This window comes from Pseudonocardia kongjuensis (assembly GCF_039526905.1).
Classification (GTDB): Bacteria; Actinomycetota; Actinomycetes; order Mycobacteriales; family Pseudonocardiaceae; genus Pseudonocardia; species Pseudonocardia kongjuensis.
Genome location: NZ_BAAAJK010000021.1, coordinates 1 through 14,592, shown reverse-complemented (window position 1 = coordinate 14,592; position 14,592 = coordinate 1). Strand labels below are relative to the sequence as shown.

The following is a 14,592-nucleotide window of genomic DNA, read 5'->3' as shown; positions in this document are numbered from 1 at the left end:
CCGGGCCGCGCTCACCCGTCGCTGCGCAGGCGGCGGCCGTACCAGGCGTTCCATGCCGCTATCCCCACCACCACGGTCACCGTGAGCGCCTCGGTGAGCCCGACGGCGACCGGGATCGGGAGCAGATAGACCAGCGGTATCCGGGCGAGCGCCTCGATCAGCAGGCCGACGCCCCAGACCGTGGACAGGACCCGGTGGCCGCGGCGGGCCGCCGGGCTGGTCGCGTACTCGTGGGCGGCCTGCGCGGCGTGTGCGGGGGCGAAGCTCTGCATCGCGGCCAGGGTGAGTGGGCGGCGCCCGCGGGCCGCGGTCACCAGGAACACCAGGCCCACCGCGGCGGTGATGAACGACGTGCGCAGCAGCAGCGTGCGCGGGTCCCCGGTGGACAGCGCCAGCACGAAGCCGATGCCGCACACCAGCAGCATGATCAGGGCGAACACGTTGAGGGTGCGACTGCGCATCGCGGACCAGGCCACCCTCGTGGCCGCGAGCCCGGACGCGACGAGCAGCGCCGTCCAGTCGTCGGCACCGAGCAGGTGCAGCACGTAGTAGCCGGCCACCGGGAGCCCGACGTCGAGCAGCAACCCGCGCAGCATGACCAGCGACCCGGGCGCGCCTGAGCGGTCGGTGGTGGGCGGGTCGTCCGCGACGTTCACCACGTCGGTCCACCCGTGTCGGGCGGCACCGCTCCGGTGACCGACTGATCGTGGGCGGTCATGTCGTCGAGGGCCGGGGCGAGGTGGCCCGAAGGTCGGCCGGACGGTCGGTGGTCACCATGCGGACGAGCATCACCTGTCGCGCATGACCTGTCAATACTGACATGTCACTTTTGATAGGTCTGGTCGTAGGGTGTCGCTCCCGCACGTGTGCCCATCCGTCCAGCGCTGCCCCGGGCCGGTCGAGGACGACCGAGGCCCTCCCCGGACATCCGGGGAGGGCCTCGTCGTGCACCGGGCCGCGCTCGTGCGTGACCACCGGGTGCCGCCGGTCGGGCGGCACCGCTGCGCGCGGATCGGCGCGCGTGGGGCGGTCAGCTCGCGGAGCAGCTGACCACTGCGTAGGGGCCGGAGCTGGTCGAGGAGGTGATCTCCTCGCCGTTGCGCAGGATCCGGCAGGTGATCTCGTCGCTGCCGCCCGAGTCGGACTGCGCGACCAGCGACAGCGGCTGGAAGGACAGGACACCGCTGTCGAAGGTGATGTCCTTGGTCCACGGCAGCGCGACCCCGTTCGCCTGCTCCTGGCCGAAGTTCTCGTCCTTCATGTAGGTGATGCTGCCGGCGCCACCGGTACCGCTGACCTCGTAGGTGATCACGTCCCCGGCGCCGGCCTCGACCGGCGCCGCGGCGGCGGCGGGGGCCTCGTCGGCCGCGGGTGCGGTCACCGCCGGTGCGGCCGGGGCGGCCGTCGAGATGTCCGACGCCACCGACGCGAAGGCCGAGGCGTAGAGGATGCACACCAGCAGCCCCAGCGCCGACAGCACGGTCCCGCTGATCGCAACGCCCCGGTTGTTCGCCTTCCCGCGGCTCACCCGCACGATCCCCAGCACGCCGAAGACCAGGCCCAGGATCACCAGCGGCCAGGCGATCACCCCGACGAACGGGATCAGCGAGAACAGCAGCCCGAGGATGCCGAGCACCAGCGCGGTGGTGCCGAAGCCGTTGCGCGGCAGCTCGACCGGGACCCGCGGGGCGGGTCCGCCCCGCTGCTGGGGGACGGCGGAGCGCTGGGCGGCCGTCGGCCACACCTCGGTCCCGGCCGGCGGGATCGGGGCGCCGGGGCGGGTGCTGCCGAACGGCGGGCCACCGAACGGGACCTGCGGGTGGCCGTCGTAGTACTGGCCGGGCTGTCCGGGCTGGCCGGGCGGGCCGTACTGCGGGCCCTGCTGGTGTCCGGCCCACTGCTGCGGTCCGGTCTGTCGCGGGTCCGGACCGTACTGCTGCTGCGGGTACCGGCCCTGGGCGGCGTGGCGGGGGTCCTGCTGCGGCGGGCCGGGCTGGGCCGGGGCGCCGGAGGGGTTCTGCGAGGTGGTCACGCCATGCCTGTCGAGCGACTTCCGGCGGCCGTGTCACCGAACCCGTCCGTCTCAACAAAGTTGACGACCAGTTCGGGCCTCGATCACCCGATCGGGGGACCACACGCTGCTGGGTGGCAGCGTGCAACGGACGCCGGACGGTCGCATCGCCGCCGGACCGTGCCCGTCCGGCCACCGGGTGCCACGATTCCCGGATGAGCCACACCGTTGTCGTCACCGGCGCCGCCGGGGCACTGGGCCGCGCCGTCGTCGAGGAGTTCCGGTCCCGCGGGCACCGGGTCGCCGCGCTGGGCCGGCCGGGGCCCGCTCTGGACCGGATCGCCGCCGACGGCGTCCATCCGATCGGCGTCGATCTCACCGACCGCGGCGCCGTCGGCGAGGCGTTCGCCCGGATCGACGAGCTCCCCGGCACCATCGGCACGCTGGTCGCGGTGGCCGGCGGCTACGCCGCGGGCGGCCTCGCCGACGCCGACCCGGACACCCTGCACGGGCTGTTCGACACCAACTACGCCTCGGTGGTCTGGGCGGCGCAGGCCGCGGCCCCGCGGATCGCCGACGCGGGCGGCGGCGCGATCGTCACCGTCGGCGCGAAGGCCGGCGCGACCGGACCGGCCCAGCTGGTGCACGGGACCAGCAAGGCCGCCGTGCACCGGCTCACCGAGCTGCTCGCCGACGAGCTGCGGCCGCAGCGGATCCGGGTCAACGCGGTACTGCCGTCGGTGATCGACACCCCGGCCAACCGGCAGTGGATGAGCGACGACGCGGTCGCCCGCGCGGTCACCCCGGCCGCCATCGCCCGGGTGATCGCGTTCCTCGCCGGCCCGGACGCCGCCCCGGTCTCCGGCGCCCTGATCCCGGTCCACGGCGACTCCTGATCCGGCACGGCACCGGCCGGCGTCCGGCGGGCACGACGGCGCGCGCCGGATCCGGCTGCGAGGATGGGCGCATGGCCACCCGACCGCTCCCCCCGTCGTGACCGGACTCGGCCCGGCGGTGCGCCGGATCCTCGACTGGCCGGTCGACCACGCCGCCGCGTCCGTCGTCGCCGCGGACGGCAGCGTGCTCGCCGACGCGGGCGAGACCGACCGCGAGTTCGCGCTCGCCTCGGTGACCAAGCCGCTGTCCGCCTACGCCGTGCTGGTCGCCGTCGAGGAGGGCGCCCTCGACTGGGACGACCCGGCGGGCCCCGAGGGCTCCACCGTCCGGCACCTGATCGCGCACACCTCCGGACTGGCCTTCGACACCGACCGGGTGCAGGCCGCTCCCGGCGAGCGCCGGATCTACTCGAACACCGGGTTCGCGGTGCTCGCGGACGCCGTGGCCGGGGCGACCGGCATCGGGTTCGCCGACTACCTGCACCAGGCCGTCTGCGAGCCGCTCGGGCTGAGCGGGACCCGGCTGGAGGGCGCGGCGGGGGCCGGGGCCGTCTCCACCGCGCGCGACCTGTCCCGGTTCGCCGCGGAGCTGCAGGCGCCCCGGCTGCTGGACCCGCGCACCGTCGCCGAGGCGACGACCGTCGCGTACCCGGGTCTGGACGGGCTGCTGCCCGGCTACGGCAGGCAGAAGCCGAACGACTGGGGGCTCGGCTTCGAGATCCGGGACGGGAAGTCCCCGCACTGGACCGGCACCACGTCCTCGCCCCGCACGTTCGGCCACTTCGGACAGTCCGGCACCTTCCTGTGGGTGGACCCGGACGCCGGCCTCGCCGCCGTCGCCCTCACCGATCGCGACTTCGGCGAGTGGGCCGTGGACGCCTGGCCGGTCTGGACCGACGGCGTCCTCGCCGCGCACCGGTCCTGACCGCACGCAACCGGCCGTCCGGGCCGGTTGCGCAGGTCACAGCCCGCGCGGGACGATCGCCGGATGACGGCGTGGTCGGCGGGTGCGGCGGTGGCCTCGTCGACCGTGCTCGTCGTCGACGACGACGAGCGGGTCCGCACCCTGGTCAGCTGGCAGCTGGAGGCGGACGGGTTCGCCGTCGTCACCGCGCCGGACGGCGCCGCCGCGCTCGACCGGATCGCCTCCGCCCGGCCGGATCTCGTCGTCCTGGACCTGTCGCTGCCCGGCGTCGGCGGTCTGGACGTGCTGCGCCGGGTCCGCCGCGACGACGCCGCCACCGGCGGCGCCGCGCTCCCGGTGATCGTGCTGTCCGGGCGCAGCGGCGAGACCGACCGGATCGTCGGCCTCGATCTCGGCGCCGACGACTACCTGGTCAAGCCGTTCTCCCCCGGCGAGCTCGCGGCGCGGGTGCGCTCGGTGCTGCGCCGCTCCGCGCCGGTGCGGCCCGGCGGCGCGGCGGCCCGGGCGGGCGGGCTGCGGGTCGACGAGCCGACCCGCGAGGTCACCGTCGACGGCGACCCGGTGGAGCTGACCGCCCGCGAGTTCGATCTCCTGGCGTTCCTCGCCCGGCACCCGCGGCAGGTGTTCAGCCGCGCCCAGCTGCTGGAGCAGGTGTGGGACGCGGCACCCGACTGGCGCAGCGAGGCCACCGTGACCGAGCACGTGCACCGGTTGCGGCACAAGCTCCCCGGCGGGGACCGGATCCTGCGCACGGTCCGCGGCGTCGGTTACCGGCTGGAGAGCTGATGACCGTCACCGACGCCGCCTTCGATCTCGACCACGCCGACACGGTCGCGCTGCTGCAGCGGCAGACCGAGCTGCTGGAGCAGATCGCGGCGGGCACCGCGCTGCCCGAGGTGCTCGGCGGCATCACGACCGCGCTGGAATCGCTCGTCCCCGGCGCCCGGTGCTCGGTGCTGCTGCTCGACGAGGCCCGCACCCGGCTGCGGCACGGCGCCGCCCCCTCGCTGCCCCCCGAGTACTCCTCGCGGATCGACGGGATGGCGATCGGCGCCGACGCGGGCTCCTGCGGGGCCGCCGCCTACCTGGGCAGCCCGGTCGTCGCCGAGGACATCGGCACCGACCCGCGCTGGCGCGGGTACCGCGAGCTCGCCGTCCCGTACGGCCTGCGGTCCTGCTGGTCGTCCCCGATCACCGGGCGGGGCGGGGTGCTCGGCACGTTCGCCGTCTACCGCGACCGGACGCACCGGCCGTCCGCCCGCGAGGAGCGCCTGGTCGGGCGGCTCACCCATCTCGCGTCGGTCGCGATCGAGCACGCCGGGCTGTACGGCGCGCTGACCGAGAGCGAGGAGCGGTTCCGGCGGGCGTTCGCCGACAACGCCACCGGGATGGCCCTGGCCGCACCCGACGGCACCGTCACCGAGGCCAACCGGGCGCTGACCGAGCTGCTGGGCCGCGACGTGCGCGGCGAGACCGTCGACGACGTCCTGGTCCCGGTCCCCGGCGGCGAGGCCAGGGCGCACCGGCCGGACGGCACGGAGCTGGAGCTGGCGGTCACGGCGTCGGAGATCCGCGGCCCGGACGGCCGGCCGGTGCAGCTGTCGGTCGCCGTGCTCGACCTGACCCAGCGGCGCGCGGCGCTGCGCGAGCGGCAGGCCCGGCACGAGGCCGAGGTGGCCCGCGCCGCCGCCGAGGCGGCGAGCCACGCCAAGTCCCGGTTCGTCGCCGCCCTCGGCCACGAGCTGCGCACCCCGCTGCAGGCGATCTCCGGGTTCGCCGAGCTGCTCGGCACCCTCGATCTGCCGGTGGAGCGCCGCGCCGCGGCGCTCGAACACATCTCCGGGGCGACCACGCACATCCTGTCGCTGGTCGACGACGTACTCGACGTCGCGCGGATCGAGGCGGGCGCACTGCCCACCCATCCGGTCGATCTCGATCTGCGGCCGCTCGCCGACGAGGTGCTGGACCTGCTGCGGCCGATGGCCGACGAGCGCGGCGTGACCCTGCAGCACGACGGCCGCGGCCCGGTGACGGCCCGGGCCGATCCCCGGCGGCTGCGCCAGGTGCTGATCAACCTCGTCGGGAACGGCATCCGCTACAACCGGCCCGGTGGCCGGGTGTCGGTCACGGTGACGTCCGGGACGACGGTCCGGCTCGTCGTCGCGGACTCCGGTCGCGGCATCCCGGACGGCACCGCCGACCGGCTGTTCGTCGCGTTCGACCGGCTGGACCGCGACGAGCCCGGCGACGAGGGGGTCGGGCTCGGCCTGCCGCTGGCCCGCGGCCTGGTCGAGGCGATGGGCGGCTCGCTCACCCTCGACTCGGTGGTCGGCACCGGGACGACCGCGGTGGTCACGCTGCCCGCCCCGGCGCGGCCGGCCGCCGATCGGCCCTGAGCGCTGCCGCCCGGCGTGCCGGCACCCCCCGGGAATGAACCGGCGGCCCCGCCTGTTGGAACGACTGTCCGAGCCGGGCGACACGAGTCCCCGGGCCGCAATGGATAACAGCCGCCGCGGAATACCGTCCGGCAGGAGCCGCGGTGCGCCACTCGCCGCGAGGCGACCGGCGTCCGGTTCGGACACCTTCTCCGTCATCCGCGGGCTCAGTGTCCGATCGCGAGCAGCTCCCGGACCTCGGCGACGAACCGTCCGGCCGCCTCCAGCTGGGCCCAGTGCCCGCACCCGGGGACCAGGACCAGCCGGGCCCGGGCCATCTGCGCAGCCGCCCGCCGGGACCCCTCCGGATCGACCCACCGGTCGTCGGCGCCGTGGAAGAACAGGGCGGGCACCTCGATTCGGCCGACGACCGGTTGCAGGTCGTTGCGCATCGACCGGGGCCCGAGGGTGGCACGGTTGTAGCGCAGGTACCCGAGGAAGCCGTCCGGTCGCCGGGCCTCCCGCAGGAACTCCCGCACCACCTGCGGCGGCAGCGCGTCCGGATCGGCGACGACGCTGCGGAGCGCGGCCCGGACGAACGGCGTCGACATCCGGGCCGCGGCGAGCAGGACCGGTTCGGGCAGCTGCGCGGGGAGCCAGGCCGCGATCTGGGTGCGCCGGTTGCGCAGGACCGGGACCAGCCCGCCCGGCCCGACCAGCACGAGCGCCTCGACCAGCCCCGGGTGGCGCAGCGCCAGGTTGAGCGCGACGTCGCCGCCCATCGACACCCCCACGGCGACCACCCGGGTCAGTCCGAGGCGGCCGGCCACCCGGGCGGTCAGATCGGCGGTCTCCCGCGGATCGCCGGCCGGCTCGATCCCGCTGGTCCCGCCGAACCCGGGGAGGTCGAGGGCGATCACCTGACGGTCGGCTCCGAACGCCTCGAACGCGTGGAACCAGGAGATCGCCGAGTTGTCGGTTCCCCCGCCGTGCACCAGCAGCAGCGGCGTCCCGGCGGGCCCTGGGCCGGGCCGCGCCGTCGAGCGCAGCAGCCGGACCCGCCCGCCGTCGAGGTCGATCGTGGTGGCCGCGCTGCCCGCCGGGACCAAGGTCATGACACTCCTCGTGACGGGATGACCAGAAGAGCGTATCCGGTCACGAATCGGTCGGGAAGCTCCGAACCAGGCATGGGCTCGGCCGGGAATGATCCGGCGCACCCGCCTGTTGGAACGACTGTCCGAGCCGGGCGACGCCGAGTCCCCGGGCCGCAACAGAGAACAGCCGCCGCGGAATACCGTCCGGCAGGAGCCGCGGTGCGCCACTCGCCGCGAGGCGACCGGCGTCCGGTTCGGACACCTCATCCATCCCTCCGAAATCCGATTGCTCCTCGCTGCGAGCCCGATCACCATGGTCGGCGTCCGCCCGGTCCCGGGCGAGCAGGCACACTGAGTGAACGATGTCCAGCGAACCCGCCCCGTCCGCCGACGACCGTCCCGCACGCGGGAGCGGCAGGCCCCCGCGTCCGCGCCGTCCCCGCCGGGACTCCGCGGACCGGAAGACCGACATCAGCAACCTGACGATCGATGACGAGGCCGCAGCGCAGGCCGCCCCCGGGACGGAGGGCGCCGCGCGCGGCCGTCCGGCCCGTGAGCAGCAGCGCCGACCGCGCCGCCGCGGGCCACGGGGCCGGAGCGCTGCCGTCACGGCGCCCGGCCCCACCCACGTGGGTGGTCGCGGCGGTCCCGACCGCGGCGACCGCCCACGTGTGGCGCCGCCCGTCAGCTATCCCGCGACGCTGCCGGTGTCCGCGCGGCGCGCGGACATCGCCGAGGCCATCCGGGACAACCAGGTCGTGATCGTGGCCGGCGAGACCGGCTCCGGGAAGACGACACAGCTCCCGAAGATCTGCCTGGAGCTCGGCCGCGGGGTGCACGGCATGATCGGCCACACCCAGCCGCGCCGGCTCGCCGCGCGCACGGTGGCCGCCCGGATCGCCGAGGAGCTGGGCGTCGAGCTCGGTAGCACGGTCGGCTGGAAGGTCCGGTTCACCGACCAGGTCGGCGACGACACCATGGTCAAGCTGATGACCGACGGCATCCTGCTGGCCGAGCTGGCCGGCGACAAGGACCTGCGCCGGTACGACACGCTGATCATCGACGAGGCGCACGAGCGCAGCCTCAACATCGACTTCATCCTCGGTTACCTGACCCGGCTGCTGCCCCGCAGGCCGGACCTCAAGGTGATCATCACCTCGGCGACGATCGACCCGGAGCGGTTCGCCCGGCACTTCGGCGGCGAGCAGGAGCCCGCGCCGATCGTCGAGGTCTCCGGCCGCACCTACCCGGTCGAGGTGCGCTACCGCCCCGTCGTCGACCCGGACGACCCGGACGCCGATCCCGACCGGCAGCTGGACGACGCGATCGGCGACGCGGTCGTCGAGCTGCAGCGTGAGGGCCCGGGCGACGTGCTGGTCTTCCTCCCCGGTGAGCGCGAGATCCGCGATGCGGCCGAGGCCCTGGAACGGCGCAACCTGCCGGGCACCGAGATCCTGCCGCTCTACGCCCGGCTGTCGACGGCCGAGCAGCAGCGGGTCTGGCAGCCGCACACCGGCAACCGGGTGGTGCTCGCGACCAACGTCGCCGAGACCTCGCTGACCGTCCCGGGCGTCCGCTACGTCGTCGACACCGGGACCGCGCGCATCTCCCGCTACTCGCGCCGGCTCAAGGTGCAGCGGCTGCCGATCGAGAAGATCTCCCAGGCGTCGGCGAACCAGCGGTCCGGCCGCTGCGGCCGGACCAGCGACGGCATCGCGATCCGGCTGTACTCCGCCGACGACTTCGACGCCCGCCCCGAGTTCACCGATCCGGAGATCCTGCGCACCAACCTGGCGTCGGTCGTGCTGCAGATGATCGCGCTGGACCTGGGCGAGATCTCCGAGTTCCCGTTCGTCGAACCGCCGGACCGGCGCGCCGTCGCCGACGGCCTGGACCTGCTGCACGAGCTCGGCGCGCTGCGGCCCGACCGGCGCTCGCTGACCGCGGTCGGGCACTCGCTGTCCCGGCTGCCGGTCGATCCGCGGCTGGGCCGGATGCTGGTCGAGGCGCACCGCAACGGCTGCCTGCGCGAGGTGCTCGTCATCGCCGCGGCACTGTCCGTGCAGGACCCGCGGGAGCGGCCCACCGAGCAGCGGCAGGCCGCCGACGACAAGCACCGCCGGTTCGCCGTCGACGGCTCGGACTTCCTCGCCTTCCTGCGGCTCTGGGACCACCTCGGGGAACGACGCGACGCGCTGTCGGGCAACCGGTTCCGCCGCGAGCTGCGCGAGGACTTCCTGCACTACCTGCGGGTGCGCGAGTGGTGGGACCTGCACGGCCAGCTCCGCCAGGCCGCCCGCAGCGCCGGGATGGACCGCGCCGACTCCGATCCCGACTGGACCGGGCGCGCCGACGTCATCCACCAGTCGCTGCTGGCCGGGCTGCTGTCCCAGGTCGGCATGCAGGACCCGCTCGCCGAGAAGTCCGGGACCGGCAGGGCCGCCGCCAAGAAGGACCGCAAGGGCCCGAAGGACTACCTCGGCGCGCGCGGCGCGAAGTTCGCGATCTGGCCCGGCTCCGGGCTCGCGAAGAAGCCGCCGCGCTGGGTGATGGCCGCCGAGCTCGTCGAGACGACCCGGCTGTGGGCGCGCACGGTCGCACCGGTGAAGCCGGAGTGGGTCGAGCCGCTCGCCGGACATCTCGTCAAGAAGACGTATTCGGAACCGCGCTGGTCACGCAAGCGGGGCAGCGCCGTGGCGACCGAGCGGGTCACGCTGCACGGGCTGCCGCTGGTCGCCGATCGGACCGTCGCCTACGGGCGGGTGGATCCCGAGGTGAGCCGCGACCTGTTCCTCCGGCACGCCCTCGTCGAGGGCGACTGGGAGACCCGGCACGGGTTCTTCCACGCCAACCGCGAGCTGCTCGACGACGCCGAGGAGCTCGAGCACCGCGCCCGCCGCCGCGACCTGGTGGTCGACGAGGACACCCTGTTCGCGTTCTACGACGAGCGGGTGCCCGCCTCGGTGGTGTCCGGCAAGCACTTCGACCGCTGGTGGTCCGAGGAGTCGCAGCGCAGCCCCGGCCTGCTCGACTACTCCGAGGACCTGCTCGCCACCGAGGCCGCGCGCGAGGTCGATCGCGGGCAGTACCCCGACCACGTGGCCGCGGGCGGGCTGTCGCTGCCGCTGTCGTACGCGTTCGAGCCGGGTCACCACACCGACGGCGTGACCGTCGACGTCCCGGTGGCGGCGCTGCATCAGGTCGACCCGACGCCGTTCACCTGGCAGGTCCCCGGACTGCGGGAGGAGCTGGTCACCGCGCTCATCCGGACCCTGCCGCGGAACCTGCGCCGCAACTTCTCCCCGGCACCCGACCATGCCCGCGCCGTGCTCGGCCGGCTGCGCGGGCACACCGACGAACCGCTGCTCGACGGCCTGGAGCGCGAGCTGGGCCGGATGCGCAACGTCGAGATCCGGCGGGACGACTGGGAGCTGGAACGGCTCCCCGACCACCTCACCGTCACTTTCCGGATTCTTGACGAGAACGACGTCGAGCTGGCCCGCGGGACCGACCTGGACCGGCTGCGCCGCGAGCTGGCACCGAAGGTGCGCGCGGAGCTGGCCGCGGCGGGCACCGGGATCGAGGCGACCGGGCTGACCTCCTGGACGATCGGCGGGCTGCCCCGGGAGCTGCCGATCCGGCGCGGCGCGCACGTCGTCACCGGCTATCCGGGGCTGCGCGACCGCGGCACCACCGCCGAGGTCCGGGTCTACGCCACCGCCGCCGAACGCGATCCCGCGCACCACCGCGGGGTGCGCCGGCTGCTGCTGCTCGCCACCCCGAACCCGGGGCGCCAGGTGCAGCGCGGGCTGGACAACCGGGCGCGGCTCGCGCTGTCCCGCAACCCGCACGGCTCGCTCGACGCGCTGCTCGACGACTGCACCACGGCCGCCGCCGATCACCTGATCGGCCGGGGCGGCGGCGACCCGTTCGACGAGGCGCAGTACCTCCGGCTCGCCGAGCTGCTGCGGATGCGGCTGCCCGCGACGACCCTGCAGGTGCTCGACGCCGTCCGCGGCGTCCTGGAGGTCTGGCACCGGGTGGGTGCGGCGCTCGCCGACATGCGCGGCCCGGCCACCCGGGACGGGGTCGCCGACGCGACCGCGATCATGGACCGGCTGGTCCGGCCCGGCTTCGTCACCGACGCCGGGGCCGTCCGGCTCGGCGACGTCAAGCGGTACCTGCAGGCCCTGGAGCTGCGGCTGGAGAAGCTGCGCGCCGATCCCGGCCGGGACGCCCGGTGGACCGCGGAGCTGGCGCCGGTCGAGGCCGAGTACCGGGGTCTGCTCGCCGCCCTGCCCGCGGGCACCGAGCCCTCGCCGCGGCTGCGCGAGATCGGCTGGATGATCGAGGAGCTGCGGGTGTCGCTGTACGCGCACCCGATGCGGACCCGCTACCCGGTCTCCGTGCAGCGGGTCGAGCGCGCGATCGACGAGCTGCCCCCGCCGGCCTGAGAATCCGGCGGATTCTGTCGGGGGTCGGCGGCACACTGCCCGGTATGAGCACCAGTCCCGCGGGCACCGGCCCGCCGATCGCCAGGTTCGCACTGTTCGCCCTCGACTGCCCCGATCCGCTCGAACTGGCCCGGTTCTACTCACGACTGACGGGCTGGCCGATCGCCGAGCAGACCGACGCCGACTGGGTCGAGCTCGACTCCGGCGGCGCCGGCCCCACGCTGGCGTTCCAGCAGATCGCCGAGGGCGGGTTCAGTCCGCCGGAGTGGCCGGGCCAGGAGCGCCCGCAGCGCGGTCATGCCGACTTCGACGTTCCCGATCTCGACGCGGGCGAGGCGGCCGTGCTCGCGATCGGGGCGCGCCGGCACGAGGTCCAGCCCGCACCGGACAGCTTCCGGGTCTTCCTCGATCCGATCGGCCATCCGTTCTGCCTCGTGAAGGCCTGATCGGGGCGGGCGGCCCGGCGCGTCACCGAGCGGGCCCGCGGCGGCGGTGTGAGGATCGATGCCGACTCCGACGGCGAGGGGGCCGCGCACCATGTCCGCACCGACCACCCCGTACACCGAGCTCGGCGAGGCACTGGGGACCGACTTCTTCTCGGTGCGCGACCAGTTCACCGACGAGCAGTGGCAGCGGTTCGCCGACACCCGCAGGTTCGTCGACACCGAGGTGCTGCACGACATCAACGACTACTGGGAGCGCGCCGAGCTGCCCTGGCACCTGTTCCGCAGGCTGCCCGAGCTGGGGATCGTCGGCGAGGACATCACCGGCTACGGCGCCGCCGGGATGAGCCCGCTCGCGCTCGGCCTGGTGCACATGGAGCTGCACCGCGGCGACGGCTCACTGGGCACCTTCCTCGGCGTGCACGCCGGGCTGGCGATGAAGGCGATCGCGATGTGCGGCTCCGAGGAGCAGCAACAGCGCTGGCTGCCGTCGATGTCGACGATGGACAAGCTCGGCGCGTTCGCGCTGACCGAACCGGAGCACGGATCGGACTCGGTCGCCCTGGCGACCACCGCCACCCGGGACGGCGACGGCTGGGTGCTGCGCGGCACCAAGCGCTGGATCGGCAACGGCACCGTCGCCGACCTGGTGATCGTCTGGGCCCGGGACACTGACTCCGGCAACGTGCTCGGCTTCGTCGTCGAGACCCCGGCCGAGGGCTACTCGGCGACCGTCATCCCCGGCAAGGTGTCGCTGCGCGCGCTGTGGCAGGCCGACATCACCCTCGACGGCGTCCGGGTGCCCGACGAGAACCGGCTGGCCGGGGCCCGCACCTTCGCCGACTGCGCCGCCGTGCTCGCCACCACCCGCAGCACCTGCGCCTGGATGGCGCTCGGGCACGCCACCGCCGGCTACGACGCCGCGCTGCGCTACGCGAAGGAACGCGAGCAGTTCGGCAAGCCGCTCGCCGGGTTCCAGATCGTGCAGCAGCGCCTCGTCCGGATGCTCGCCGATCTCACCGGGATGCAGCTGTACTGCATGCAGACGGCCCGGCTCGCCGAGGCCGGGAAACTCTCCCCGACCGTCGCCGGGCTGGCCAAGATGCACAACACCCGGACCGCCCGCACCATCCTCGCCGAGGCCCGCGACCTGCTCGGCGGCAACGGGATCCTGCTGGAGCACCACGTCGTCCGGCACTGGGCGGACATCGAGGCGATCCACACCTTCGAGGGCACCGAGACGATCCAGACGCTGATCGTCGGGCGGGACATCACCGGCATCGGCGCCTTCGCCTGACGCCCGCCCCGCCCCTCCGCACCCCGCCCCTCCGCACCCCGCCCCTCCGCACCCCGCCCCTCCGCACCCCGCCCCTCCGCACCTCGCCCCTCCGCACCTCGCCTTGCCCTGCCCTGTCCCACCCCGGCCTCTCCGCGCCCCGCCCCTCCGCACCTCGCCCCTCCGCACCTCGCCCTGCCCCGTCCCACCCCGGCCTTTCCGCGCCCCTTCCGCACCCCGCACCCCGTGCCCCGCCGAGATGCAGCTCAGCGGGAATTGTTGATCTCCCCGGCCCGCTGATCTGCATCTCGGCGGGGCACGGGGTGCGGGGTGGCGCGGCCCGGCGCGCTCGGCTCGGCGCGGCTCGACACTGCACGGCTCGGCTCGGCTCGGCTCGGCTCGGCGCGGCACTGCCCGGCCCGGGTCGGTGCGCCCGGCTCGGCGGGCTCCGCGCGGCTCGGCGGGCTCGGCGCGGCTCGACACGGCGCGCCCGGCTCGACACAGCAGGGCTCGGCGCGGCCCAGCCCGGCCCGGGTCGGCGCGGCACTGCGCGGCTCGGCACTGCGCGGCTCGGCACTGCGCGGCTCGACTCGGCCCGGGTCGGTACGGCGCGGCTCGGCCCCGCTCGGCCCGGCTCAGCGCGGCTCAGCGCGCGCCGCCGGCTCGGCACAGCGCTGCGTGCACGGTGCAGCGCAGTACGGCGCAGAGCCGCACGGTTCGCGCGGCACAGCGCCGCGGCGGTAGAGCGCCACACCGGAGCGCCGCCTTGATCTGCTCAGCGTGGCACCGTCCGACCCCGCGCCGCCGTCGCTCACCGCCCCGTCCAGCCCCACCACACCCCGTACCCCGCCGAGATGCAGCTCAGCGGGAATTGTTGATCTCCCCGGCCCGCTGATCTGCATCTCGGCGAAGCAAGGTGTGCGACGTGGAGCGCCGCGGGACTCCGAACTGCGTCGCGCGACACGCCGCCGCGCCAGGCGGTGCGCGGCATCGGGCGGCGCGACGCGCGGCAGGGCGACACGGGCAGGGTGGCGCGGCCCGGCCCCGACACGGCGCGGGTCGGCGACACGGCCCGGCGCGGCGCGGTCCGGCGCGGCGCGGTCCGGCGCGGCGCGCGG

Annotated in this window: 10 protein-coding genes; 7 read left to right on the top strand and 3 right to left on the bottom strand. The window is 75.0% G+C overall.

Annotated elements, in window-relative coordinates:
- Positions 1-11: 11 nt before the first annotated feature.
- Positions 12-656, bottom strand: a complete 645-nt coding sequence (locus ABD160_RS19615) for a VC0807 family protein (protein ID WP_344024539.1) — start codon at positions 654-656, stop codon at positions 12-14.
- Positions 657-1,030: 374 nt separating this feature from the next.
- Positions 1,031-2,032, bottom strand: a complete 1,002-nt coding sequence (locus tag ABD160_RS19610; protein WP_344024537.1) for an MmpS family transport accessory protein — start codon at positions 2,030-2,032, stop codon at positions 1,031-1,033.
- 194 nt (positions 2,033-2,226) lie between these two features.
- Here ABD160_RS19610 and ABD160_RS19605 point away from each other — a divergent pair, with 194 nt between their 5' ends.
- The 4 genes from ABD160_RS19605 to ABD160_RS19590 all read left to right on the top strand — a co-directional run bounded on the left by ABD160_RS19605 (position 2,227) and on the right by ABD160_RS19590 (position 6,228).
- Positions 2,227-2,907: an SDR family NAD(P)-dependent oxidoreductase gene (locus tag ABD160_RS19605; protein ID WP_344024536.1), complete on the top strand. Its 681-nt coding sequence runs from the start codon at positions 2,227-2,229 to the stop codon at positions 2,905-2,907.
- A 97-nt stretch (positions 2,908-3,004) separates the two neighbouring features.
- Positions 3,005-3,832 carry a serine hydrolase domain-containing protein gene (locus tag ABD160_RS19600; RefSeq protein ID WP_344024534.1) on the top strand — a complete coding sequence of 276 codons (828 nt, stop codon included), beginning with the start codon at positions 3,005-3,007 and terminating at the stop codon, positions 3,830-3,832.
- A gap of 63 nt (positions 3,833-3,895) precedes the next feature.
- Complete coding sequence (locus tag ABD160_RS19595) at positions 3,896-4,618, top strand: response regulator transcription factor (protein WP_344024532.1); 723 nt, start codon at positions 3,896-3,898, stop codon at positions 4,616-4,618.
- Positions 4,618-6,228 carry a GAF domain-containing sensor histidine kinase gene (locus ABD160_RS19590; RefSeq protein WP_344024530.1) on the top strand — a complete coding sequence of 537 codons (1,611 nt, stop codon included), beginning with the start codon at positions 4,618-4,620 and terminating at the stop codon, positions 6,226-6,228. The genes ABD160_RS19595 and ABD160_RS19590 overlap by 1 nt, the downstream gene beginning before the upstream one ends.
- Before the next feature lie 206 nt (positions 6,229-6,434).
- Here ABD160_RS19590 and ABD160_RS19585 read toward each other — a convergent pair whose 3' ends face one another.
- Complete coding sequence (locus ABD160_RS19585) at positions 6,435-7,322, bottom strand: alpha/beta fold hydrolase (RefSeq protein ID WP_344024528.1); 888 nt, start codon at positions 7,320-7,322, stop codon at positions 6,435-6,437.
- A gap of 650 nt (positions 7,323-7,972) precedes the next feature.
- On the opposite strand from ABD160_RS19585, the gene hrpA reads away from it, so the two are divergent.
- The 3 genes from hrpA to ABD160_RS19570 all read left to right on the top strand — a co-directional run bounded on the left by hrpA (position 7,973) and on the right by ABD160_RS19570 (position 13,495).
- On the top strand, positions 7,973-11,755 hold the full coding sequence (gene hrpA, locus ABD160_RS19580) for an ATP-dependent RNA helicase HrpA (RefSeq protein ID WP_344024526.1): 3,783 nt from the start codon (positions 7,973-7,975) through the stop codon (positions 11,753-11,755).
- 44 nt (positions 11,756-11,799) lie between these two features.
- On the top strand, positions 11,800-12,201 hold the full coding sequence (locus ABD160_RS19575) for a VOC family protein (RefSeq protein ID WP_344024522.1): 402 nt from the start codon (positions 11,800-11,802) through the stop codon (positions 12,199-12,201).
- Between the two features lie 91 nt (positions 12,202-12,292).
- Positions 12,293-13,495, top strand: a complete 1,203-nt coding sequence (locus ABD160_RS19570; protein ID WP_344024520.1) for an acyl-CoA dehydrogenase family protein — start codon at positions 12,293-12,295, stop codon at positions 13,493-13,495.
- Positions 13,496-14,592 lie beyond the last annotated feature (1,097 nt).